This is a genomic window from Phytohabitans rumicis, from assembly GCF_011764445.1.
In the GTDB taxonomy this organism is placed as follows: Bacteria; Actinomycetota; Actinomycetes; order Mycobacteriales; family Micromonosporaceae; genus Phytohabitans; species Phytohabitans rumicis.
Window position 1 is genome coordinate 4,585,752 of record NZ_BLPG01000001.1, and the last position, 21,461, is coordinate 4,607,212.

The 21,461-nt window shown below is 70.4% G+C and carries 23 protein-coding genes, 3 tRNA genes and 3 pseudogenes; 14 read left to right on the top strand and 15 right to left on the bottom strand.

Going from position 1 to position 21,461, the window contains the following annotated elements; translation table 11 throughout:
* Positions 1 to 80 precede the first annotated feature (80 nt).
* Complete coding sequence (locus Prum_RS20575) at positions 81 to 782, top strand: glycosyltransferase family 2 protein (RefSeq protein WP_173078005.1); 702 nt, start codon at positions 81 to 83, stop codon at positions 780 to 782.
* Here Prum_RS20575 and Prum_RS20580 read toward each other — a convergent pair.
* Complete coding sequence (locus Prum_RS20580; RefSeq protein WP_173078006.1) at positions 763 to 1,632, bottom strand: transketolase family protein; 870 nt, start codon at positions 1,630 to 1,632, stop codon at positions 763 to 765. The two genes, Prum_RS20575 and Prum_RS20580, sit on opposite strands and share 20 nt — an antisense overlap.
* A gap of 2 nt (positions 1,633 to 1,634) precedes the next feature.
* Positions 1,635 to 2,312 carry a thiamine pyrophosphate-binding protein gene (locus Prum_RS20585; protein WP_173078008.1) on the bottom strand — a complete coding sequence of 226 codons (678 nt, stop codon included), beginning with the start codon at positions 2,310 to 2,312 and terminating at the stop codon, positions 1,635 to 1,637.
* 44 nt (positions 2,313 to 2,356) lie between these two features.
* Here Prum_RS20585 and soxR point away from each other — a divergent pair, with 44 nt between their 5' ends.
* A complete protein-coding gene (soxR, locus tag Prum_RS20590; RefSeq protein ID WP_173078010.1) occupies positions 2,357 to 2,800 on the top strand; it encodes a redox-sensitive transcriptional activator SoxR in 444 nt (147 codons plus the stop codon).
* Here soxR and Prum_RS20595 read toward each other — a convergent pair.
* Positions 2,786 to 3,726, bottom strand: a pseudogene (locus Prum_RS20595) (NAD(P)H-quinone oxidoreductase). The gene soxR and the pseudogene Prum_RS20595 sit on opposite strands and share 15 nt — an antisense overlap.
* Positions 3,727 to 4,260, bottom strand: a complete 534-nt coding sequence (locus tag Prum_RS20600; protein ID WP_173078012.1) for an AAA family ATPase — start codon at positions 4,258 to 4,260, stop codon at positions 3,727 to 3,729. It abuts the pseudogene before it with no gap.
* Between the two features lie 86 nt (positions 4,261 to 4,346).
* Between Prum_RS20600 and Prum_RS20605 the strand changes: the two genes are divergently transcribed.
* Positions 4,347 to 4,435: transfer RNA gene (locus Prum_RS20605), tRNA-Ser, on the top strand.
* A gap of 77 nt (positions 4,436 to 4,512) precedes the next feature.
* Here Prum_RS20605 and Prum_RS20610 read toward each other — a convergent pair.
* Both Prum_RS20610 and Prum_RS20615 read right to left on the bottom strand, forming a co-directional pair.
* Positions 4,513 to 4,585, bottom strand: a tRNA-Arg gene (locus Prum_RS20610).
* Between the two features lie 34 nt (positions 4,586 to 4,619).
* Positions 4,620 to 4,709, bottom strand: a tRNA-Ser gene (locus Prum_RS20615).
* Between the two features lie 389 nt (positions 4,710 to 5,098).
* Between Prum_RS20615 and Prum_RS20620 the strand changes: the two genes are divergently transcribed.
* Positions 5,099 to 6,058, top strand: a complete 960-nt coding sequence (locus Prum_RS20620) for an EcsC family protein (protein WP_246277996.1) — start codon at positions 5,099 to 5,101, stop codon at positions 6,056 to 6,058.
* Here the strand turns inward: Prum_RS20620 and Prum_RS20625 are convergent.
* Entirely contained in the window at positions 6,019 to 6,789 is a 771-nt protein-coding gene (locus Prum_RS20625) for a CPBP family intramembrane glutamic endopeptidase (protein WP_173078014.1), read from the bottom strand. The genes Prum_RS20620 and Prum_RS20625 overlap by 40 nt on opposite strands.
* Positions 6,790 to 6,944: 155 nt before the next feature.
* Here Prum_RS20625 and Prum_RS20630 point away from each other — a divergent pair, with 155 nt between their 5' ends.
* The gene (locus Prum_RS20630; protein ID WP_173078016.1) at positions 6,945 to 8,060 is read left to right on the top strand and encodes a globin domain-containing protein; all 1,116 of its coding nucleotides are present in this window, start codon (positions 6,945 to 6,947) and stop codon (positions 8,058 to 8,060) included.
* A gap of 10 nt (positions 8,061 to 8,070) precedes the next feature.
* Here Prum_RS20630 and Prum_RS20635 read toward each other — a convergent pair.
* Positions 8,071 to 9,593 (bottom strand): annotated as a pseudogene (locus Prum_RS20635) (peptide deformylase).
* Positions 9,594 to 9,941: 348 nt separating this feature from the next.
* Between Prum_RS20635 and Prum_RS20640 the strand changes: the two are divergent.
* Positions 9,942 to 10,661, top strand: coding sequence for a hypothetical protein (locus Prum_RS20640; RefSeq protein WP_173083948.1), 720 nt, complete (start codon positions 9,942 to 9,944; stop codon positions 10,659 to 10,661).
* A 153-nt stretch (positions 10,662 to 10,814) separates the two neighbouring features.
* On the opposite strand, the gene Prum_RS20645 is transcribed toward Prum_RS20640, so the two are convergent.
* From Prum_RS20645 to Prum_RS20660, 4 genes are read right to left on the bottom strand one after another with little or no spacing between them, the layout of a single operon-like run.
* Positions 10,815 to 11,348: a YbhB/YbcL family Raf kinase inhibitor-like protein gene (locus Prum_RS20645; protein WP_173078018.1), complete on the bottom strand. Its 534-nt coding sequence runs from the start codon at positions 11,346 to 11,348 to the stop codon at positions 10,815 to 10,817.
* Between the two features lie 34 nt (positions 11,349 to 11,382).
* Positions 11,383 to 12,303: a GDP-mannose 4,6-dehydratase gene (locus Prum_RS20650; protein ID WP_173078020.1), complete on the bottom strand. Its 921-nt coding sequence runs from the start codon at positions 12,301 to 12,303 to the stop codon at positions 11,383 to 11,385.
* Between the two features lie 48 nt (positions 12,304 to 12,351).
* Positions 12,352 to 12,489: a hypothetical protein gene (locus Prum_RS20655; RefSeq protein WP_173078022.1), complete on the bottom strand. Its 138-nt coding sequence runs from the start codon at positions 12,487 to 12,489 to the stop codon at positions 12,352 to 12,354.
* A complete protein-coding gene (locus Prum_RS20660) occupies positions 12,480 to 12,812 on the bottom strand; it encodes a hypothetical protein (RefSeq protein ID WP_173078024.1) in 333 nt (110 codons plus the stop codon). The genes Prum_RS20655 and Prum_RS20660 overlap by 10 nt, the downstream gene beginning before the upstream one ends.
* Before the next feature lie 302 nt (positions 12,813 to 13,114).
* Here Prum_RS20660 and Prum_RS20665 point away from each other — a divergent pair, with 302 nt between their 5' ends.
* Entirely contained in the window at positions 13,115 to 13,975 is an 861-nt protein-coding gene (locus tag Prum_RS20665) for an alpha/beta hydrolase (protein WP_246277997.1), read from the top strand.
* An 8-nt stretch (positions 13,976 to 13,983) separates the two neighbouring features.
* Here the strand turns inward: Prum_RS20665 and Prum_RS20670 are convergent, their stop codons facing one another.
* Complete coding sequence (locus Prum_RS20670; protein ID WP_173078027.1) at positions 13,984 to 14,412, bottom strand: hypothetical protein; 429 nt, start codon at positions 14,410 to 14,412, stop codon at positions 13,984 to 13,986.
* Positions 14,413 to 14,561: 149 nt separating this feature from the next.
* On the opposite strand from Prum_RS20670, the pseudogene Prum_RS55095 reads away from it, so the two are divergent.
* The 6 genes and pseudogenes from Prum_RS55095 to Prum_RS20700 form a co-directional block, all read left to right on the top strand.
* Positions 14,562 to 15,425, top strand: a pseudogene (locus Prum_RS55095) (right-handed parallel beta-helix repeat-containing protein); the annotation flags it as partial.
* 338 nt (positions 15,426 to 15,763) lie between these two features.
* Positions 15,764 to 16,900: a PKD domain-containing protein gene (locus tag Prum_RS20680; protein ID WP_246277998.1), complete on the top strand. Its 1,137-nt coding sequence runs from the start codon at positions 15,764 to 15,766 to the stop codon at positions 16,898 to 16,900.
* A 21-nt stretch (positions 16,901 to 16,921) separates the two neighbouring features.
* Positions 16,922 to 17,908 (top strand): hypothetical protein, encoded by a 987-nt coding sequence (locus Prum_RS20685; RefSeq protein WP_173078031.1) that lies wholly within the window; start codon positions 16,922 to 16,924, stop codon positions 17,906 to 17,908.
* Positions 17,866 to 18,798 carry a hypothetical protein gene (locus Prum_RS20690; RefSeq protein WP_173078033.1) on the top strand — a complete coding sequence of 311 codons (933 nt, stop codon included), beginning with the start codon at positions 17,866 to 17,868 and terminating at the stop codon, positions 18,796 to 18,798. The genes Prum_RS20685 and Prum_RS20690 overlap by 43 nt, the downstream gene beginning before the upstream one ends.
* Positions 18,799 to 18,815: 17 nt before the next feature.
* Entirely contained in the window at positions 18,816 to 19,214 is a 399-nt protein-coding gene (locus Prum_RS20695) for a helix-turn-helix domain-containing protein (RefSeq protein ID WP_173078035.1), read from the top strand.
* A gap of 35 nt (positions 19,215 to 19,249) precedes the next feature.
* Positions 19,250 to 19,660, top strand: coding sequence for a VOC family protein (locus tag Prum_RS20700; RefSeq protein WP_173078037.1), 411 nt, complete (start codon positions 19,250 to 19,252; stop codon positions 19,658 to 19,660).
* Between the two features lie 25 nt (positions 19,661 to 19,685).
* On the opposite strand, the gene Prum_RS20705 is transcribed toward Prum_RS20700, so the two are convergent.
* The gene (locus Prum_RS20705) at positions 19,686 to 20,315 is read right to left on the bottom strand and encodes an alpha-ketoglutarate-dependent dioxygenase AlkB (protein WP_173078039.1); all 630 of its coding nucleotides are present in this window, start codon (positions 20,313 to 20,315) and stop codon (positions 19,686 to 19,688) included.
* A gap of 16 nt (positions 20,316 to 20,331) precedes the next feature.
* On the bottom strand, positions 20,332 to 20,931 hold the full coding sequence (locus tag Prum_RS20710; protein ID WP_173078041.1) for a TetR/AcrR family transcriptional regulator: 600 nt from the start codon (positions 20,929 to 20,931) through the stop codon (positions 20,332 to 20,334).
* Positions 20,932 to 20,956: 25 nt separating this feature from the next.
* Between Prum_RS20710 and Prum_RS20715 the strand changes: the two genes are divergently transcribed.
* Positions 20,957 to 21,439: a GNAT family N-acetyltransferase gene (locus Prum_RS20715; RefSeq protein ID WP_246277999.1), complete on the top strand. Its 483-nt coding sequence runs from the start codon at positions 20,957 to 20,959 to the stop codon at positions 21,437 to 21,439.
* Positions 21,440 to 21,461: the final 22 nt, after the last annotated feature.

Genomic DNA, 21,461 nt, shown 5'->3' on the forward strand with positions numbered 1-21,461 from the left:
AAGTAAACATCATGAAAACTGTCGCTTGCCGGCAGCCCGGCCGCCGCGCCGGGCGGCGCGGCCGATTAGGCTGACTTCCCGTGAAGCTTTCGATCCTTATGCCGGTCTACAACGAGGAGGAACGCATCGCGGACGCCTTGAAGCAGGCGCTCGCGGTCGACTACCCCTGCGAGATCGAGATGGTCGTCGTCGACGACGGTAGCCGGGACGGCACGGCGGAGGTGCTGGGCCGGCTCGACGATGCGCGGGTGCGGGTGATCACGCACAAGCGCAACGCCGGCAAGGGCGCGGCCATCAAGACGGCCGTCGACAACGCCGAGGGCGAGTACATGGTGATCCTCGACGCCGACCTGGAGTACGACCCGCAGGACATCCCGAAGCTGCTCGCCCCCGTGCTCGACGGCCGGGCCCAGGTGGTCTACGGCAACCGCACGTTCGGCAGCCACAGCGCCTACAGCTTCTGGTACGTGATGGGTAACCGGGCCGTCACCACCGCCGCCAACGTGCTCTTCAACTCGTACATCGGCGACCTGGAGACCTGCTTCAAGCTGCTGCCGGTGGCCCTCTACCGCTCGCTCGACGTGCGCTCCCGCGGGTTCGGCATGGAGGCCGAGGTCACCGGCAAGCTGCTGCGCCGCCGCATCCGGCCGTACGAGGTGCCGATCAGCTACCGCGCCCGCGGCCGGGAAGAGGGCAAGAAGATCACCTGGAAGGACGGTGTCGAGGCCCTCTGGATCCTCGGCCGCGAGCGTGCCCGCCGGCCTACCCCAGGAAAGCGCTGATCGACTCGCGCACCCCCGCCGCGTCCAGCCCGTGCCACCGCGCGTGGTCCTTCGGGCTCCCGTAGCGGTGCAGGTCCGTCCGGCCGACCCCCAGGCTCAGCAGCCGATGCGGGACGTCCCGCAGCGCGTCCGACACCACCGCGCTCGACGTGCCGGCCAGGTAGGGCTCCACCAGGACGACGTCCGCGTGCCCCAGCGCCCGCAGCCCCTTGGAGTCGAACGGCCGCGGCGTGTTCGTGTACGCCACCGTCACGTCGAGCCCTTCGGTCGCCGCCAGCGCGGTGTCCAGCATCGGCCCGACCGCCACGACCGCGGCCCGGCCACCCCGGCGCACCGTCTGCAGCCCGGCGGCGGGCCGCGCGGCCGCGTTTCGCTGGGTGGACAGCCGGATATACACGTTCTCGTCGTGCGCGGCCGCCGCCGTCAGCAACGGCCCGACCTCACCAGCATGACCGGGTACGTGAACGGTCCAGTTGCCCAGCGTGTCGAAGAGCGCCACGTCTCCGGGTGACATGTGGGTGCGGCCCGCGGTGGACCCGTCGTACGAGGCGCCGACGCTGACCAGCACCGCGCCCACGCCCTGATGGTCCAGGTCCAGCTTGATCTGCTCGTACGCCCGGTCCACCACGAACGTCGCGTACGAGTGCACGATCGGCCGCAGCCCGGTCAGCGCGAGCCCGCCCGCCACGCCCAGCATGAGCTGCTCGCGGATGCCCACGTTGATGACCCGGTCGGGGTGCAGGCGCGCCGCCGGCTCGAACGCGGTGGCCGAGATGTCCGCCAGCACGACCGCCGTACGCGGGTCGTCGTCGAGCAGCGCCGTGGCGGCGTTCACGAAGGTGTCGCGCATCGTCACTCCTTGGTCTCGACTTCGGCGACGACCACGTGCGGTGCCGCGCCGGTGTGCGCCCGCAGCGCCGACTCGATGGCGTCGTGGTCGCGTCCGTCTACTGTGGATGCCGTCCAGCCGTGGAACCGGCCCGCGATCCCGCCGGGCCACCCGTGCGTGGACGACCGGTTGTCGATGACGACCGCGGTGAGACTGCCCAGCCCGGTCGCGCCGGCGTACGCGATCGCCTCGTGGTTGGAGCCCTCGTCCAACTCGGCGTCGCCCGTCATGACGTACACGCGAGGGGTGGATAGGCCCTGGGCCCGCAGCCCCAGCGCGGTGCCCACGCCCAATCCCAGGCCGTGGCCCAGCGAGCCGGAGCCGATCTCGACGCCGGGGACGAGCAGGCGATCGGGGTGGTGGCCGAGCCGGCTGTCCGGCCCGGCGAGGTCGTCCAGCCACTCCTCGGGGAGGAAACCCTTGGCCGCCAGCACGGCGTAGTAGGCGGCCGGCCCGTGGCCCTTGGAAAGGAGGAAGCGGTCGCGGTCCGGGTCGTCCACGCGGTCGGGCGAAACCCGCAACACCCGGTCGTAAAGCACCCACAGCACATCCAGCGTCGAGTGCGCGCTCGGTGCGTGTTTCTCGTCGCCGGTGAGCCGCCGGAGCAGCTCACCCAGGTGCGTGGTCGTTGGCGCGGTCATATGACTAGCCTGCAAGTTGAAGTGGACTTCAACTCAAGGCAGATATGACAGACAACTCATTGACCATTGGCGAACTGTCCCGGCGCTCCGGCGTCGCGGCATCCGCGCTGCGGTACTACGAGCGGCTGGGGCTCATCCGATCCGGGCGCACCGGCGGCAACCAGCGCCGGTACGACCGGGCCGAACTGCGCCGGGTGGCGTTCATCCGGATCGCCCAGCAGGTCGGCGTGTCGCTCGAAGAGATCCGGGTGGCGCTCGCCGCACTACCCGAGTCGCGCACCCCCACCCGGGCCGACTGGGCCCGCCTCTCCGCACACTGGCGGGCCCGCCTCAACGAGCGCATCGCGTTCATGGAGCGCCTGCGCGACGAGCTGACCGGCTGCATCGGATGCGGCTGCCTGTCGTTGCAGCGCTGCCGGCTCTACAACCCCGGTGACGAACTGGCCGCCTCGGGTGCGGGCCCTCGGTTGCTGCTACCGCCCGAGTAGCAGGACCTTGCCAAGGTGGTCGCTCGCCTCGACGATCCGGTGCGCCTCCGCCGCCTGCGCCATCGGCAGCCGGCGATCGATGACCGGCCGGATCGCCCCTGACTCGATCAGCGGCCAGACATCGTCACGCACCCCTCGTACGATGGCGGCCTTTTCATCGTGGCCGCGGGCCCGCAGCGTGGTCACGATGATCGACCCCCGCTTGGCCATCAGCGCCCGCAGGTCGAGCTCCGCCTTCGCGCCGCCCTGCATGCCGATGATGGCGAGCCGGCCATTGGTGGCCAGTGCGTCCACGTTCTTGGCCAGGTACTTCGCGCCGACGATGTCCAGAATGACGTCGGCCCCGCCGTGCTTGCGCACCTCCGCGACGAAGTCCTCGTCCGTGTAGTCGATCGTGTGCTGCGCGCCCAGTGCCCGCAGCGCGTCGTGCTTGGCCCGCCGCGCGGTCGTGATGACCGTGGCGCCCAGCGCCGCCCCCAACTGGATCGCGAACGTCCCGATCCCGCTCCCACCCCGTGCACCAGGAGCGTCTCGCCCTTCCGCAGGCCGGCCAGGTCGATCAGGTTCGACCAGACGGTGCACGCCACCTCGGGCAGCGCGGCCGCCTCCTCGACCGTCAGGTTGCGCGGGATCGGCAGGGTGTACGCCTCCGGCACGGCCACCAACTCCGCGTAGCCGCCGCCGGCCAGCAGCGCACACACCGGGGCGCCGGTTGCGGTGATCACGCCGCTGCACTCCAGCCCCGGGTACGGCGAAGTGCCCGGCGGCGGATCGTAGTAGCCCTGCCGTTGCAGCAGATCGGCCCGGTTGACGGCCGACGCCGCGGTGCGAATGAGGACCTCACCCGGGCCGGGCTCCGCGTCGGGCACCTCGGCCCACACGAGCTTGTCCGGTCCACCGGGCTCGGAGATCGTGATCGCGTACATCTACACCTCCCCTTCGAGCCAGGCTCTCATGAGGATCTCGTCCACCGTCTCCTCGGGTGACTGCTCGGACGTGTCCAACCACAGCCCGATCCGCGGCGTCGTCTCGCGCAACCCGGCGTCCAGCTGCTCCACCGTCCACTCGCCGTACCCGGTCTTGGACCGGGCACGCTCCCGGGCGGCGATGGCCTCGGCCCGCGGCGCCAACACGACCACCAGCAGCGGCCGGCTGTGGATCATCCCGATCACCCTGGGCAGATCCGGGCCCAGGATGACGTCCTGGACGACCACCGTGAACCCGGCCTTGAAATACTCGTCGGCGGCGTGCGCGGCCAGCCGGTAGCGCAGATCGAGCTGCCGCCTGGCCTCGTCCTCCTCGCCGGGCGCCATCTCCACCCGCCCGTTCACCACCATCCGCCGGAAGACGTCGCCACGAACATGCGCCGTACGAGGCAGCCGCTCGGCCAGCGCCTGCGCGACGGTCGACTTGCCGGCGGCCATGACGCCGGTGATCAGGATGACGGCTCGGGACCTCATGGTTAGTGATCATGCCGCGCGGCGAGCCTTCTTGAGCGGCGTGGCACACTGGGCACGGCTGCGGATCACTCAGTGAGCGCGGCCGAGGAGGGTTCGCCTAGTGGCCGATGGCGGCGGTCTTGAAAACCGCTAAGGCGCGTGAGCGTCTTCGTGGGTTCGAATCCCACACCCTCCGCTTTTAGCGGTCAAACCTGGGGTCAACGCGATCAAGGGCCGGCCTCCAGGAGTGGAGGGCCGGCCCTTGACTTGCTGCGCGCCCGAAGGGACTCGAACCCCTAACCTTCTGATCCGTAGTCAGATGCTCTATCCATTGAGCTACGGGCGCCGGTGCTCGACCAGTGTACATACCGGTCGGAGCGCGGAGACTCCGGGATTCGAACCCGGGAGGGGCGTTAAACCCCAACCGCATTAGCAGTGCGGCGCCATAGACCAGACTAGGCGAAGTCTCCGAGGCGGCCCTCGCAGACCACCGCCGGTCGAGGATACCGTGACCGCTGGTCCGGCAGCAAAGCGGCGCCCGGTCGAAGAGGACCTTGGTACGGAGCTGCCCTCCTGGGGGCCACGGAATACCAAGGTCGGCTGGGGAGGCCAATCGCGTCGGGCGGGACTAGGCTCCCTCGTTATGGATGAGCAGCGGTCTGGGGGTGCGGGCGGAGGGCGACAGCGGCCCCGCCCGTCCAAGGCCGCGTTCACGCCGCCGGAGGAGCCCGCCGAGCCGCCGACGACCCGGCGTAAGCAGCCCGCGCCTTCCGTACTCTTCCAGCCGCCGACTGAGCCGGCTGCGCCGCCGGCCGAGCCGAAAGAGCCCTCGACCGAGCTTAAAGAGCCGCCGGCTAGGGTGGCTGAGCCGCCTGCGGAGTCCGCCCGCCGCCCGGCTCCCCAGCAGCGGCCCAGGCCCGAGCGGGTGGCGCCACCAACCGAGACGCCGCCGGCCGCGGCCAGCCCCGCGAAGAAGAGCACGCCCGCGAAGAAGGCCGCAGCGAAGAAGGCAACAGCCCCGGTGAAGAAGGCGGCAGCGAAGAAGGCCGCGCCAGCGAAGACCATCGTCAAGGAGACCGCCGCCGCGGCGCCGGCGAAAGCCGCCCCGGCGGAAAAAGCCGACGAAACGGTCACCGCCGTAACTGGGCCGGCCGCTGGGCGTACTCCTGCTGTGATCGAAGGGCGGCCGGCGATCGCGCCGCGGCTGCTCGACCGGCCCGGCCACGCTCCGGAGCTGTTGGCCATCGCGGCGGTGCGGGTCCTCGGACCGCAGGCTCGCGACTGGGCCGCGCAGACCCTGGCCACCTACCCGGCGGCGACGCGGGAGGGGTTGGCGCGGCTGGCCACGCAGCGGTTTGTGCGGGTGGCGGGCGTGGGCGGGGCGGTGTCGCGGGTGTTCGGGCTGTTCGCGACGGCCACGGAGCTGGCGACGGCGGCCTGGGCGCAGGCGGCGTTGGTGCTGCATGTGGCGGCGGCGTACGGGCAGGACCCGACGGATCCCGAGCGGGCGGCTGATCTGCTGGTGCTGGCCGGGGTGCATCCCAGTCCGGAGACGGCGCGGGCGGCGCTGGCGGCGGCCATGGCGGCCGACCCGGAGGGGCAGCCGGCGCTGCGGGCGCTGGAGGCGGCGTGGCGGATCGTGGCGCCGCTGACCGGGCAGGTCCGCGGGTGGGCGGCGGTGCGGGCGGTGGCGCGGCGGTTGCCGGGCATGACGGCGCTGGTGGCCGGTGCGGGCAACGCGGCGGCGGCCGAGCGGCTGGCGCACCGGGCGATCGCGCACTACCGCAGCCAGCTCCAATGGTCGCGGAGCAGCGTGTAGCCCACGAAGGCCACCACGTCGAGCAGCGTGTGGGCGATCACCAGGGGTAGCACGCGGCGGGTGCGCAGGAAGAAGTACGCGAAGATCACACCCATGAGCGCGTTGCCCAGGAAGCCGCCGAAGCCCTGGTAGAGGTGGTAGGAGCCGCGCAGCAGGGCGCTCGCCGCGATGATCTGCCGGGTCCGCCACTGCAGCTCACCCAACCGGGTCATCAGATATCCGACAACGACCACTTCTTCGAGGATCGCGTTCTGTGCGGCGGCGAGGATCAGCACCGGCGCCGCCCACCAGATGTCGGGCAGGGCGGCCGGGACGACGGTGGCGTTCAGGCCGAGCTCGCGCGCGCCGAGGTAGAGGCCGATGCCGGGCAGGCCGATCGCCGCGGCCAGGCCCGCGCCCCAGGCCAGGTCCGCGATCGGCCGTCGCCGGTCCAGGCCGAGGTCCGCTCGCGCATCGCGATCCCGATTGAGCAGGTGTACGGCGAGGAGCACCGGCACGAGCGCGAAGAAGATGCCCAATAGCTGGTACGTCAGGTCGAGGTACGGACGGGGCGACTGTGACGCGTTGAGCGTGGCGGTCTGCTGGGAGAGCGGCCGTTCGGCGGTGAGCTTGGCCATGAGGGAGACGGCGGCATAGACCGCGGACTGGCCGAGTGAGACGCCGAGGACGAGGAGGACCTCGTTACGGCGCGTGGTTCGACCGGTCGCGGGTGGGGCGAGCTCAACCGTCACCCGACCACTGTGCCCGATCCGCGGACTGAGTGCCTTTACCAGCACCAAGATCAACCCGATCGCACAGCCTGTGCGACAAACGGCCACAGCGAGTGGTCACGCTGGACATATTGCGCAACTTCCACGTCATCCCTCCGACGAGAGAAGGCCGGTCCATGGGTAACCTCTCGCGCTTGCTGAAGGAGAGCTGGACTCTCGTCGAAGAGCATCAGGACCGCCTCGCTGGCTACTTCTACGCGCGCATGTTCCTGTCCAACCCGGAGCTGCGGTCGCTGTTTCCGGTGCAGATGGACGTGCAGCGGGCCCGACTGCTCGGCGCGATCGTGACCGCGGTGCAGACGCTGGACGACCCCGAGCGGTTCGACGAGTACCTGCGCTCGCTGGGCCGGGACCATCGCAAGTTCCACGTCCAGCCCGAGCACTTCGCGGTGGTGGGCGGGGCCCTGCTGGACGCGTTACGGACCTTCGCCGGCGAGCAGTGGGGCGTGGAATACGAGCAGGCGTGGGCCGACGCGTACGGGGTGATCTCCAAGAAGATGATGGCCGGAGGGGAGGCGGACACGAACCCGCCGTTCTGGCACGCCGAGGTGACCGCCCATGAACGGCGCGGCCGCGACATCGCCGTGTTCACGCTCCGGCCGTTGCAGCACCCGCTGGAGTACCGGGCCGGGCAGTACGTCAGCATCGAGGCGCCCCGCTACCGGCCCAGGCTGTGGCGGACGTACTCGATCGCGAACGCCCCGCGCAAGGACGGGACCCTCGACTTCCACGTGCGGGCGCTGGGGGCGGGCTGGGTCTCCAGCGCGCTCGTACGCCGGGTCCAACCGGGTGACCTGCTGCGCATCGCGGCCCCGATGGGCTCCATGACGCTGGACCGCAAGTCGACGCGCGACATCGTGTTCGTGGCCGGCGGTACGGGGCTCGCCCCGGTCAAGGCGCTGATCGAGGAGCTGACCCGCTACAACCGGACCCGTTGGGCGCACGTCTACTTCGGGGCCAAGGACCGCGAGGACCTGTACGACCTCGAAGATCTCAAAAAGCTGGCGGCCCGCCACCCGTGGCTGTCGGTGGTGCCGGCGTGCAGCGAGGACGCCAGCTTCCCCGGGGAGAAGGGCACCATCAGCGAGGTGCTGGCCCGCTACGGCCCGTGGGCCGACCACGACTTCTTCGTGTCCGGCCCGGCAACGATGGTCAAGACCACCCTGCGCACCCTCGCCGAGCTGCAGGTGCCGGCCACCCGGATCCGGTACGACACGCTCGGCGAACTTTGAGCTCGCACCATTAGTAACGCCACGGGTTGCCCGCCTCGCGGTACTCCTCGACCGGCACGAGCGGCACGCCCGGGGCATCCGATCGACGTACAGCCGGCCGTCCAGGTGGTCTATCTCGTGCCCGACCAGACGGGCCATGCCCTGGTCGAAGGACGTGATCACCCGGCTGCCGTCCCACCGCGCGTGCTCCACGTGCAAGGTGAGCGGGCGGGACACCAGCCCACGCACGTCGAAGAAGGACAGGCAGCCCTCGTACTGCTCGTCGGTGTCCGGAGACGCGTCCACCACCCGCGGGTTGATGAGCACCACCGGCTCGGCCGAGCGGTCGGCCGGCCGTACGACGGCGGCGGCCCACGGCAGGCCGATCTGCGGCGCCGCCAGACCGACCCCCTTGTTGAACGCGTGCAGCTCCTCCACCCGGTCGAGCGCCGCGACCAGCCGGTCCACGATCTCGCGGGCGGCCGTCCCGTCGCGCGCCATGTCGAAGTGCCGCGCGGCCTGCCGCAGCGAGTCCGCCCCGCGCTGGACGATCCCCACCGATCGCATCCGGTCACTGGCCCGCGCCGTGCTGGGGACGCCGGTCGCGGCCAGGCCAACCGGCGCGCGGAACCGCCACTCCAGCCGGTACCGGGCGTTGAGCGGCGGCGACTCGGTCGTCCACTCGAAATACGTCCGGTCGCCCTCCGCGCGCTGGATTACCGGAGTACGCAGCGGCGCCTCCTCCGCCGACAGTGACGTCTCCACGCCCCACACCTGCGGGTCCAGTCCGTCGGGGAAGTCCAGCCGCACGGTCAGCCGGCGGGTCGGCAGCCGTACCGCCCGCTGGAACCACTGGCCCCACTTGTCGTGACTGACCGTGTACGCGTACTCGATGACCGTCCGCTGCCCCGGGTAGAGCGGGAAGCGGCCCTCGGCGTTCTCGAAGAGCAGCCAGACCTCCTTGAACGCGTCCCGGTCGTGCTTCTTGCGAAACTCCATCGCCTCGCGAGCGGGCTCGTCACCGCACCACGCCTGCAGGTCCAGCTCGGTGAAGCTGAGCGGGTGATCGCGGTGATGCCGGTTGGACCGCTCCGGGTCGTTCGGGTACCGGTCGACGGCGACCCGGACCAGGTAGCGGGTGACCGGTTCGGTGCCGGCGTTGTAGAGGGCCCGCCGGATGACACACCGGTAGCTGCCTTCCCGGTACGACAGGGTGGCGATCTCCTGCTCCACGATCAGGCCGGTGCCGGGGGGCAGCCACTGCTCTGGTACGGGTGGGTCGCGGTGGCCGGCCGACACGGACCGCGTGTGCCGCAGCTCGTCGTACTCCTGGTAGCGCTGCCAGATCGCACCGCCGGCGCCGAGGACCGCCTCCGCGCGACGGGCGAAGTCCTCGGTCGGACGGTGCCGCCGTCCTTCGACGTGGCTCACGTACGACGGGTCAAAACCCATGCGGGCCGCGAGCTGCTTCTTGCTCATGCTCCGCTCGACCCGCCACCTGGCAAGCTCGGCCGCGAACGTGTCCGCAGCCCGCTCTATGGGCGATGTCGTCATCTGTTTGGCACCTCGGGCCGGGACTTTCAGTCTGCTTTCCCACCGGCCCGGCCGAACGTGAACTGGCGCCTTACCGACAATTACCTTGACAGATCGCCGCCGTCACTACTCAACCGTTTCAGTCAATTACGCAACGTAAGGACTCACCACGTGTGACGATTAACGCCTTGTGTGGCATAAATGAAGACGCGCTCGTCCGTGTCTGGTTAGCCTTGCCTTAGTAAGCTAGGGTGGTCCGTCGGCAACGATCTAGCACCGCGAGGGAGGCGACGCAGAGTGACCACAGTCGTCCCTCACCGCCTTCTCGCCGCCGACCTGCTGGCACCGGTGACGTCGACGCTGCGGTCGATGTTCGGCACCGACGACCTGCCCGGCCTCACGCCCGGCCTGCTCGTCCCGGACGACACCGGCTGGCTCCCCACGACGACACTGGTCGACGGCTCGCGCCTGCCCGACCTGCTCGACGCCGCCAAGCGCCGGTGGAACGCGTCTCCGCACGCCGCCGCCGCGCTCGCCTGGAAGGCGTACAGCTACTGGTTGGCGCTGCCGGCCGTGCTCGGCTGGGCATCGGCGCGGCGGGTCCCGCTGCTGGTCCCGGCCGACGTGCTGATGCACTTCGAAGACCAGCGCCCACTGCTCACCCTGGGTCTACGGCGGTCCATCTCCGTCGCCGTACTGCCCAGCGACCCGCTGGCCCTCTCCGGCCTGCCGCAGGTGCGCGTCGTCCGCGACGAAGCGGCCCTGCTGGGAGCGCTGCGGGCGTCGCTGCTCGACGCCCACCTCACCCCGCTGCTGGACACGATCCACTCCCAGGTGCGGGTCGGCCCGCGTACGCTGCTCGGCTCGGTCAGCTCCGGCATCGCCCACGGCATCCTGCGCGCGGCCGATGTGCTCCCCGGGTCGACCGTGGAGCACGTCGGCACGCTGCTCTCGACGCTCGGCATCGACGACCTCATCGAGCTGGTGCCCGGCCCGACCGGCGAGCCGACCGTGCAGCGCAAGACCTGCTGCCTGGCGTTCACCCTGCCTAAGCCCAAGATCTGCACCGGCTGCTGCATCAAGCCCTGACCTCCGCGCTCCCTCCGCCCGCGCGCTCTTGCCGCGCCCGCCCGCCCTCGCCGCGCACGCGCGCTCTTGACGTCGATCAAGGGCAAATGGTCGTGCTTTGATCTCTAAACCACGACCATTTGCCCTTGGTCGACGGCGAATTCCTTGATCGCGTCACGCCTTGACTTGGAAGGTCGCGCGGAGGGTGGCTCGGGCGAGCGTGTGGAAGGCCAGGTTAAAGCCCACCACGGCGGGCGAGACGTCCGGCGTGACGTCGAGGCGGTCCACGTCGATGGCGTGCACGGCGAAGACGTACCGGTGCTGCCGGTCACCGGCGGGCGGAGCCGAGCCGCCGTACGCCCGCGTGCCGTAGTCGTTGCGGACGTGGAAGCCGCCGTGAACGTCTTCCGCGCCCGCGCCCTGGGCCAACTCGGTGACCGAGGCCGGCAGGTTGACCAGCGTCCAGTGCCAGAAGCCGCTGCCGGTGGGCGCGTCCGGGTCGAAGCAGGTCACCACGAAACCGCGGGTCTGCGCGGGGAAGCCGGACCACGCGAGGTGCGGCGAGAGATTCTGCCCGCCGACGCTCTGGTGTGCGAACGCCGGGTCGAGCGGCTGGCCATCCTTGAAGTCGTCGCTGGTGAGCGTGAACGACGGGACGGTCGGCAGCAGGTCGTACGGGTCCGGCGCGATAGGACGGTCAAGACTCATGTCGTCATCTTTCCACTCCTGAGAGGCATGTGGCTCAGACGCGCCATGCCTCCCAGGCGTCCTGGAGGATGTGAGTGATCGTCGATCGAACCGGCTGCCAGCCCAACTCCTCCCTCGCCCGCTTGATGTCCGCGATGAGCGTCTGCGGCTCCGGCTTCGGCGGCGTCCGCTCGACCGGCACCGCGCGACCCGACACGCGCTCCGCCGTGGCCACCACCTCGGCCATGCTCACACCGACGCCGCTGCCGACGTTGTAGAACCGACAGTGGCCGGGCTCGGTGTGCCGCAGGCTCCGCTGGATCGCCTCCGCCACGTCGGCGACGTGCACGAAATCGCGTACGGCAGAGCCGTCGCCGTTGAGCGTCATGTGCGGAAGCTGGCCGGTGACGGCACGGAGGACGTTCGGGATGATGCGGGTGGTGTCGGTGTCGGTCACCCCACCGGCGGCGCCGGCGATGTTGAAGCAGCGCAGCACGGTCGCGCCGATCGCCCCCGTGGCGGCGTACGCGCCGAGCATCTGCTCCGCCGCGACCTTGGACGCGGCGTACGGGCTCTCCGGGTGGACATCCAGGTCTTCGGAGAGCGCACCGACGTTTCGCGAGCCGTACACGATGCTGGACGAGGTCAGCACGAAGGCCACCGGCCGGTGGAGCGCCAGGAGCAGGTTGAGCGTGCCGTTGGTGTTCACGTCGAAGTAGGTCAGCGGATCCGCGAAGGACCCGCGGGCACTGATCGCGGCGGCGAGATGGCAGACGCCGTCGAAGTCGCCCGCACGGATGATCTCTTCGATGCCAGCCCGGTCACGCACGTCCCCGACGACCACCCGCACGCCGGGAGGCGTCTCGGCGGCGGGCCTGCCCCTGGTCAGGACGGTGACGTCGTCCCCGGCCGCGAGGAGCTCGCGGGTAACGGCCAGCCCCAGAAACCCAAGCCCACCGGTGACGAGTACGCGCACGTTCGGTCCCTTCCAAAGGCGGCGGGTGTGGCGACCTGACGCACGGTGTCAGGCGGCGAGGTTGAGGTCAAGGTCGTCGACGCGGGTGAAGATCGCGGGGCCGGTCCGGATCGTGGCGTGGCCGGCGCCCAGCAGCGCAGCGAGTTCCAGGTGCGTATGCCGGTCGTAGTCGCCGTCTATGGGCATTGCCAATCGGCGGCGCGGAGCCGGTCGTTGGCGCGTCGGACGGTGATCGCCGCGATCCAAGCCCGGTTGTCGACCCAGGCGTCGTCGACATGGTGTCCGGCCAGGTGCCACACCTCGACGAACGTCGACCGTGTCACGGCCCGGGCGTCGACCGGATGCGGCAGCACCCGGATGGCGTCGCGCCAGACACGCATGACCTGGAAGGCGTACAGACATCGGAACGCCGCCTGGTCGCCGGTCGCAATCCGAATGACAAGGTGGTGCAGACGATCGCTGCTGTTCGCCGCAGTGAAGGTACGTATGTTCGTCGATGCCTTGATCATGTGCCGCTCCTGGGTGCGTCTGCCTGGGCGTGGACGCGCCGCCGGGGACCGGAGCGGCAATCGTCCACCAGGTTACCCCTTACCGCACCGCATAAGGCGTAGGGTGAGTACGTCGCTCAAGTCCCCGGTGGCCTGACAATCCGCCATCGGCGGGCGCGCCCATCAGAGGTTGAGGTCTCACGACCGGGCGGCTCAGGTTTCCGCGCAGCGAAGCGATAGTCAGCGGCATCCGCTGACAGTCCGCCGCGCGCACACGTCATCTACCACCTGCCCGAGGCCCGCTGGGCCCGCGAGGAGCATTCATGTCCGCACAGCCGCAACCGGCACCGATGCATCAGACCGATGCCGAGCAGATCGATCAGGCCAACGGGACGGGCCGTACCCCGGTGGTGTTCATCCACGGGCTCTGGCTGCTGCCCAGCAGTTGGGACCGCTGGGGCCCCGTCTTCGCCGACGCCGGGTACGCGCCGATGTGCCCGGGTTGGCCGGACGACCCCGACACCGTCGCGGAGGCGTACGCGGAGCCGGAGGTCTTCGCCAACAAGACAGTGGGTCAGGTGGCCGACCACTACGCCGCGATCATCGGCAAGCTCGCCAAGAAGCCGGTCGTGATAGGACACTCCTTCGGCGGTCTGCTCACCCAGATCCTCGCCGGCCGTGGCCTGGCCGTGGCGTCGGTGGCCATCGACTCCGCACCCTTCCGGGGCGTACTGCCGCTGCCCATCTCGGCGCTGCGGTCCGCGGCTCCGGTCCTGGCCAACCCCGCCAACCGGCACCGCGCCGTGCCATTGACCTTCGAGCAGTTCCGGTACGCGTTCGGCAACGCGGTCACCGAAGGCGAGGCCAAGGAGCTGTTCGAGACGTTCGCCGTGCCGGCCGCTGGCGCGCCGATCTTCCAGGCGGCGGCCGCCAACCTCAACCCGTGGACCGAGGCGAAGGTCAACAGCACCAACCCCGGCCGCGGGCCGATGCTGGTCATCTCCGGGGAGAAGGACCACACCGTCCCGAGGGCCATCTCGGATGCCATCTACGCCAAGCAGAAGCGCAACCCGGGGGTGACCGAGTTCGTGGAGGTACCCAACCGGGGACATTCGCTGACCATCGACGGCGGCTGGCGTGAGGTCGCCGATACGGCGCTTGCCTTCGTCCAGCGCTTCGCCTAGACCAGCCGCTATTTGAGGTGCTTCGCGATGTCTTTGCAGGCGGTGAGCCCCACGGAGCCGCCCGGCACGATGAACTTGTACTCGCCCGGCGGCAGGTCGCGGAGGAGATCGCGTAGCTCCGCCGGGGTGAGCGGTCGCGCCGACGGCATGGCGGCGACCTGGCGCAGGCACGGCTCGACGGCGGTGAACCGGGCGTTCGCGGCGTCGGCCCGTTCCCGTGCCTCGGTGGCCTCCGTGCGCAGCGCCGCGGTCTCCTCGCGCAGCGCGGCCTCACGGGCCGCGAGGTCCGTGGCCCGGCTGCGTTCGTGGTCGCGGTCCCCGGCCGCGTCCACATACAACCCGACGAGTACGGCGGCGGCCGCGGCCAGCACGCCCACCGTGAGCGCGACCCACCATTGTGGACGGCGCGGAGTCTTTGGTGCGTCGTCGTCTGTCACATGAATCAGTTTGTGTCCCGCACGCAAGTTTTCTCCCTGGGTGCATGCGTCCTCGAACGGGGTTGCCGGGATCGAAGGACCATGGTTCGATCACGTGACTCTGGCGTCAGCCGAATTCTCTCTTTTGCTTGGTTCACGGGGGATCACGCATGCGAAAGACAATCCTGGCGAGCGTTGCCGCGACGGCGTTGACCGGTGGCGCGCTGCTGGTCAACGCGGGCCCGGCTCAGGCCGCCGCTGCTCCCGTCCTGTACGTCAGGAAGGGCGCGCAATGCACGGACGCCGGTGCGGGCACGCTGGAGCAGCCGTTCTGCACGATCGGTGCGGCGGCCGCCATCGCCACCGCCGGGCAGACGGTCGACGTCGGTGGCAGCGGCTACAACGAGCGCGTCACCGTCGCCAATTCCGGTACGCCGGAGCAGCCGATCGTCTTCGAGTTGCGCGGGGGCACCGGCTACACGCTGGTCGGGCCCACGGCCGGCTTCGTCATCGACGGCCAGCACGACATCACGATCAAGAATCTGCGCGTCAGCCAGACGGCTGGCGTGCCCGCCCTGGACCTGCGCAACTCCTCTGCCGTCGCCATCGACGGCGGCAGCCTGGTGATGGCGAGTTCCACGACCACACCGGCCGCGAGGCTCACGGGAGTGACCCGGTCGACGCTGAGGTTTGTCACGATCAGCGGTGGGACGCTTCTCCCCGCCGGTCTGATCATGGACGCCGCCACCAGCGAAGTCACGGTGAAAAACTTCAGTCTCGTCGGCAGCCGCGCGTATGACACGGCCGACCGCAGTGTCGGGATCCAGGTCGCCGGGGCCAACAACACGGTCATCAACAACAACGTCAACGGCTTCACCGGCGCGGCCATCGCGGTCGAGCCCGGTGCGACCGGCACCGTGGTGGCCAATAACCAGATCACTGGCGGGGCTGGCTACGGCATCCACAACCGTGGTGCCACCGTCACGGCGATCGCCAACAACACCATCCGGGAGCGGTGCCTCGACGGCGTACGGGTAGACGGAGCCTCTTCCGGTGTGTCCGTGCAAAACAACGCGCTGATTCTGAACGGCCACTTCAGCCGGATCTACTGCGATCCCGCCGTGCTCGACGGCGTGGAGATCGGTGTCCATGGCGACGCGGTCAAGGACACGGTGGTCGACTACAACAACGCGACCCACGGGGGCGCGCCGGCCACGGAGATGTACGGCTGGAACGGCAAGCGGATGAGCCTGGCCGAGTTCCGTACCGTGTCCCGTCAGGCCGCGCACGACCTGGAGACGGCGCAGACCCTGCACAACACCGACTCGGCGAACTCGGCGGCCCCGGATATCAGGCCACCGACCAGATCGGCGTGGCGCGTGCCGACGATCCGACCGTCGCCAACACCGGCGCCGGCCCCATCGCGTACGCCGACCGCGGTGCGAAAGAGTCCGTCAAGTACCCGCTGGCCCTCATCGACGTCACCATGGACCTTTCGGCTCGCTCGGTCAGGGTGGACGCGTCCAGGTCGCAGCCGGGCTGGACCCCGATCGCGTCGTACGAGTTCAGCTTCGGCGACGGGACGGTCATCACCCAGGCGTCGCCGATCGCGTCGCACACCTACACGTACGACGCCGATTTCCCCGTCTCCGTCAAGGCCATCGGGACCGACGGCCGGTCGGCCAGCAAGGCAGACATCGTCACCATCCGGCGGTCGGCCGGCACCGTGGGCCTGCTCTCCCAGTACAACCTCACGTACGTCGCCAGTTCGAGCACGAGTGGCAGCCTTTTCGTGCCGCACCAGTACGGCCTGACGGCGGCCGGGCAGTTCGACCTCGTCAGCACGGACTCCGGGCAGGTGGCGCTGGTCTCCCGGGCGCTGGGCAAGTACCTGACGGTCAACATCGACTCGTCCGGCGTCCCGTCGCTCAGCGCCTGGCAGACCAGGCTCGGAGACGCGGAGCTTTTCACCGTCGTACGCAACGCGGACGGCAGCATCAGCCTCAAGGCGTTGGTCAACAACCGCTATGTGAGCATCCAGTCGCCGGACTCCCCGTTCCTGGTCGCGGACCGGGTCAAGATCGGGCCGTGGGAGAAGTTCTTCCAGGTGGCGGTGTCCGACGCGACGCGGTCGCTGAAGGCCGGGGTGAACAGCCGGTTCGTGGCCGCGGAGAGCGCCGGGACGAAGCCGCTGATCGCGAACCGTACCGCGGTGGGGCCGTGGGAGCAGTTCGCCGTGATCGACCTGGGCAACGGTCAGGTCGCGCTCTTCTCCCGGGTGAACAACCGGTTCGTGGTGGCGGAGAGCGCCGGCACCAAGCCGCTGATCGCCAACCGCACGGCGGTCGGTCCGTGGGAGCGGTTCACGCTGGTGCGCAACAGCGACGGCACGGTGAGCTTGAAGGCCGCCATCAACGGCCGGTACGTCGTGGCCGAGAGCGCCGGGACGAAGCCGCTGATCGCCAACCGCACGGCCATCGGTGCCTGGGAGAAGTTCACCCTGGGTTGACGCCCGCCCACAATGGACGGCGTGGCGCAGCCTGATGATCTGAACGACGTTGAGAAGGCCCTCTGGGAGGCGTTTCCAGCGGGTGCGCTCGTGGACCTCCGTGCGGCGGGTACGCCGCCGGAGGTACGCGGGGAGGTCATCGCGGCGCTGCTGCTCGGCGCGCGGGAGGACGAGGTCGGTCACGCCGCCGCCGTCCGGCTGCGCGGGGCCCGGATCACCGGCTCGCTGCGGCTGGTCTTCGCGGAGGTCGGCCATCCGCTGCTGCTGGAGGAGTGCGAGTTCGACGAGCGGCCCGACCTGTACTGGGCCCGGCTGTCGCACACCAGCTTCGCCGGGTCGCGCATGCCGGGCTTCATGGGTTCCAACGTCCGCGTCGACGGCCACCTGCAATTGAGCCGGTGCACGATCACCGACGGCGTACGGCTGGGCGGCGCGCAGATCTCCGGCGGGCTGCTGCTCTTCGAGGCACACCTGACCGGTCCCGCGGATGGCTGGGCCCTGTACGCGCAGCGCGCCGCCATCGCCGGCGACGTCGTGATGACGGGTGCCCAGGTGACCGGCCCGGTGCGCTTCGGCAACGGCCGGATCGGCGGCACGGTCGAGCTGGACCGCATCCGCATCACCGCGCCCGGCCCGCACCCGGCGCTCGACACCGACAACACGACCGCGGATGCGGCGTTCTACTGCCGGTACGCCGAGATCGACGGCGAGGTGACGATGCGGCACAGCCGGATCACGGGCGCGCTCTCGTTCAGCCGGTCCAACCTGCGCAATCCGGGCGGGACGGCGCTGCGGGTGAGCCGAGCCACTCTGGAGGGCGGCCTCTACCTGCACGACGGCTTCACCGCGGAGGGGATCTCCGGCTGGTCAGCGCCCGCATCGGCCGGACGCTCCGGCTGGACTCGGCGCGGCTGCGCAACCCGGGCCGGGTGGCGCTGTGCGTCGACTTCGCGACGATCGAAGGGGTGCTTGACGGCCGGGGTGGCCTCACCATCGACGGTGAGGTGAGCCTCTTGGACGCCACCGTCACCGGGCCGGCGCACTTCGAGGGTGCGACGCTGCGTAACCCGGGCGGCGCGGCGCTCACGGCCCACGGGCTGACGGCCGGCTCGCTGCTGAACCTCTGCGACGGGTTCACCGCCGAAGGCCGGGTGCGGCTGGCGAACGCCTCGGTAGCCAGCCGGCTCTGCTTCAACGACGCCACGCTCCGGGCGCCCGGCGACACGGCGCTGTCGTGCTGGCGGGTCGACACGCGGGAGCTGTCCATGCGGTGGGACACGGCCCCGGAGGGCGGCGTCGACCTGCGCCACGCCACGGTGGGGATCCTGCGGGACCGACCCGGTCGTTGGCCAACTCCGCTGGACCTCGATGGACTGCGCTACGACGTACTCGATCCGCCGTTGGACGCCGCGGCGCGACTGCCGTGGGTGGATCGCGGACCGCACGGCTTCCGGCCGCAGCCGTTCGAGCAGTTGGCGGCCACCTACCAGGCGCTTGGCGACGGCGCCCAGGCACGCACGGTGCTGCTGGCCAAGCATCGCCGGCAGAATGCCGGCTTTGCCTGGTACGCGCGGCTCTGGGGTCATCTGCAGGACGTCACGGTCGGGTACGGCTACCGCCCGCTGCGCGCCGCGTTCTGGCTGATGGCGCTGCTCGTGGTGGGGATCGCGGCGAACGTCAGGATGGACCCGGCGCCGGTCGACCCGGGTCAGACCACGAAGTTTCAGCCGGTGATCTACACGATGGACCTGCTGTTGCCGATCATCGACCTCGGGCAGGAACGGGCGTTCCAGCCGACCGGTGCCAACCAGTGGCTGGCTTACTTCCTGATCGTCGCCGGCTGGTTGCTGGCGACGACCATCGCGGCTGGCCTCACCAGGTCGCTGCGACGCGCCTGAGGTGGTGTGATGGCACCGTGAGTCGCGCCGTCGAGGAGACCAACCGGCGGCTGCTGCGCGCCCGCGACGCGATGGACCGGGCGTACGCCCAGCCGCTCGACATCCCCGCCCTGGCCCGGATCGCCTATGTGTCCGAGGCGTACTTCATCCGTACCTTCCGGGCGACGTTCGGTGAGACGCCGCACCGCTATCTCCAGCGCCGGCGGGTCGAGCGCTCGATGTTCATGCTGCGCGAGACCACTCGTTCGGTGACCGACATCTGCACGGCGGTGGGGTTCACGAGCCTGGGCACGTTCAGCCGGACTTTTCGCGACATCGTGGGGCAGTCCCCGACCGAGTACCGGCATGCGGCGAAGCAAGTGGCTGTCCCGACGTGTTTCACCCGAGCCTGGACGCGACCGGTCAATTTTGGATAAGCCTTACGTCCCGCCGCGCGACTAGCGTCGCCAGCATGATGACCGCGACAACACTTTCCTCGATCTTCGTGCTCGACCAGGACGAGGCCCTCGACTTCTACGTCGGCACGCTCGGCTTGGAGGTCAACACCGACCAGGACCTGGGCTTCATGCGCTGGCTGACGGTGAACGTCCCGGGCGACCCGGGCCGGGCGATCCTGCTGGAACGGCCCGGACCGCCCTCGATGGACGAGGCGACGGCGGAGCGGGTCCGCGAGCTGGTGTCCAAGGGCGCCGGCGGGGGCTGGATCGGCTTCGACACCGACGACGCGCGCAAGACGTACGAGGAGCTGAAGGCCAAGGGCGTCGACTTCACCGATGAGCCGACCGAGCGCCCGTACGGGGTCGACTTCGGCCTGCGCGACCCCTTCGGCAACGCGATCCGGATCGTCCAGCGGGTCCGGTAAGGGTTAGGACACGCCCGCGGGCCTCTCAGGAGACGCCCGCGGGCCGGAACTGCACGCTGACCCGCGGGCCCACCGGCCGGGCGGTCTTGGGGATGGCGTGCTCCCAGGTGCGCTGGCACGAGCCGCCCATGACGATCAGGTCGCCGTGGCCGAGCGGGAAGCGCAGGCTCTGGCCGCCGCCCTTGGGACGCAGCAGCAGCGGCCGGGGCTCGCCGAACGAGACGATCGCGACCATCGTGTCGACCCGGGCGGCACGACCGTTGGTGTCGCCGTGCCAGGCGACGCTGTCCCGCCCGGTGCGGTAGAGGCACATCCCCGCCGTGACGAAGGGCTCGCCGAGCTCGGCGGCGTAGTGGGCGGTGAGGCGCTGGCGGGCCTCCTCCAGCACGGGGTGGGGGAGCGGATCGCCAGCGTCGTACCAGCTCAGCAGGCGGGGGACGTCGACCTCGCGCTCGTACATCTCGCGGCGCTCGGCCCGCCAGTCGACGTCGTGCAGCAGGGCGTCCAGGACGATGTCGGAGCCGTGCACCCAGCCGGGCAGGTGGTCGACCCAGGCGCCGCGGCTGAGCGGGTGGCGGCGCACCCGACCCGCGAGCGGGCCGAGGCTCGCCTCCGCGGCCAGGTCCAGCATCGAGGGCTGGTGCACCACCTCCATGCCCAGCACCCTACGCCTATTCGTACGCCCGTGCTAAGTCAAACGCGGTGAGCGTGGCGTCGAGCAGCTGTTCCTGCACGTCTGGTGGGTAGCCGGCGGGGTCGGCCGATGCCAGGGCGGCGACGCCTTCCGCCATCGCGATCAGGGCGAGGGCGACCGTGGCCGCGCGTTCGGCCGGCCACCGCGGCGCGGCGGCCGAGACGAGCCGGGTCACGCGTTCCCGCCAGGCCCGGTTGTTCGTGCGGTGCAGGGCGATCAGTTCCTCGTCGCCCACGGCCGCGGCCAGGAAGCCCATCCAGACGATGCTCTCGCTGCGCAGCTCCTCGTCCAGGGCGAGTCCCTGCCGGAGGATCGCGCGCAGCGCCTCCCGTGGGCCGGCCGCCCGCGCTTCGAGCTCCTCCACGCGGGCGCAGGTGCGCTCGTGCAGCAGTCGGCGGGCATGCAGGAGCAGCGACCGGCGGTTGGGGAACCGATGCATGACCAACCCGGTCGTGCAGCCGGCCGCGGCGGCGACGGCCCGGATGGTCAGGTGCTCGATGCCCCGGTGCGCCAGTACGTCCCACACCGCCTGGGAGAGCTGCGCCTCTTGGGCTGCCCGGTCTGCCGTACGCGTCATGGGAACAGATGTTACCGTAACGCTTGTGACGGAAAGCCGGTGTGTGATCGAAGTACGGCCGTGGGACGACCCCGACGGCGCGGCACTGCGTGTGGCGCAGCGGGCGGAGCTCGACGCCCGGTACGGCAGCGACGACCATGAACCCGGCGCCGCTCCCTCGGCGGCGGACATCGACCTCTTCGTCGTGGCCACCGAGCGCGGCCGGCCGGTCGGCTGCGGTGCCCTACGGCGGCTCGACCCGGAGTCCGCGGAGATCAAGCGCATGTACGTCGTGCCCGACGCCCGCGGGACCGGCGTCGCGACCGCGCTGCTCCGGGCGCTGGAGGCGGCCGCGATCGAGCGCGGATGGTCGACGCTGCGCCTGGAGACGGGCACCGAGCAGCCGGACGCGCGGCGCTTCTACGAGCGCGAGGGCTACCGCGAGATCCCGCTCTTCGGCAGCTACGTCGGCTCCACGCTCTCCGTCTGCTACGAACGCCACCTCCGCGTAGGGAACGCCCGACGCTGAGCGCCCTCGCGCCGCCCTCCGC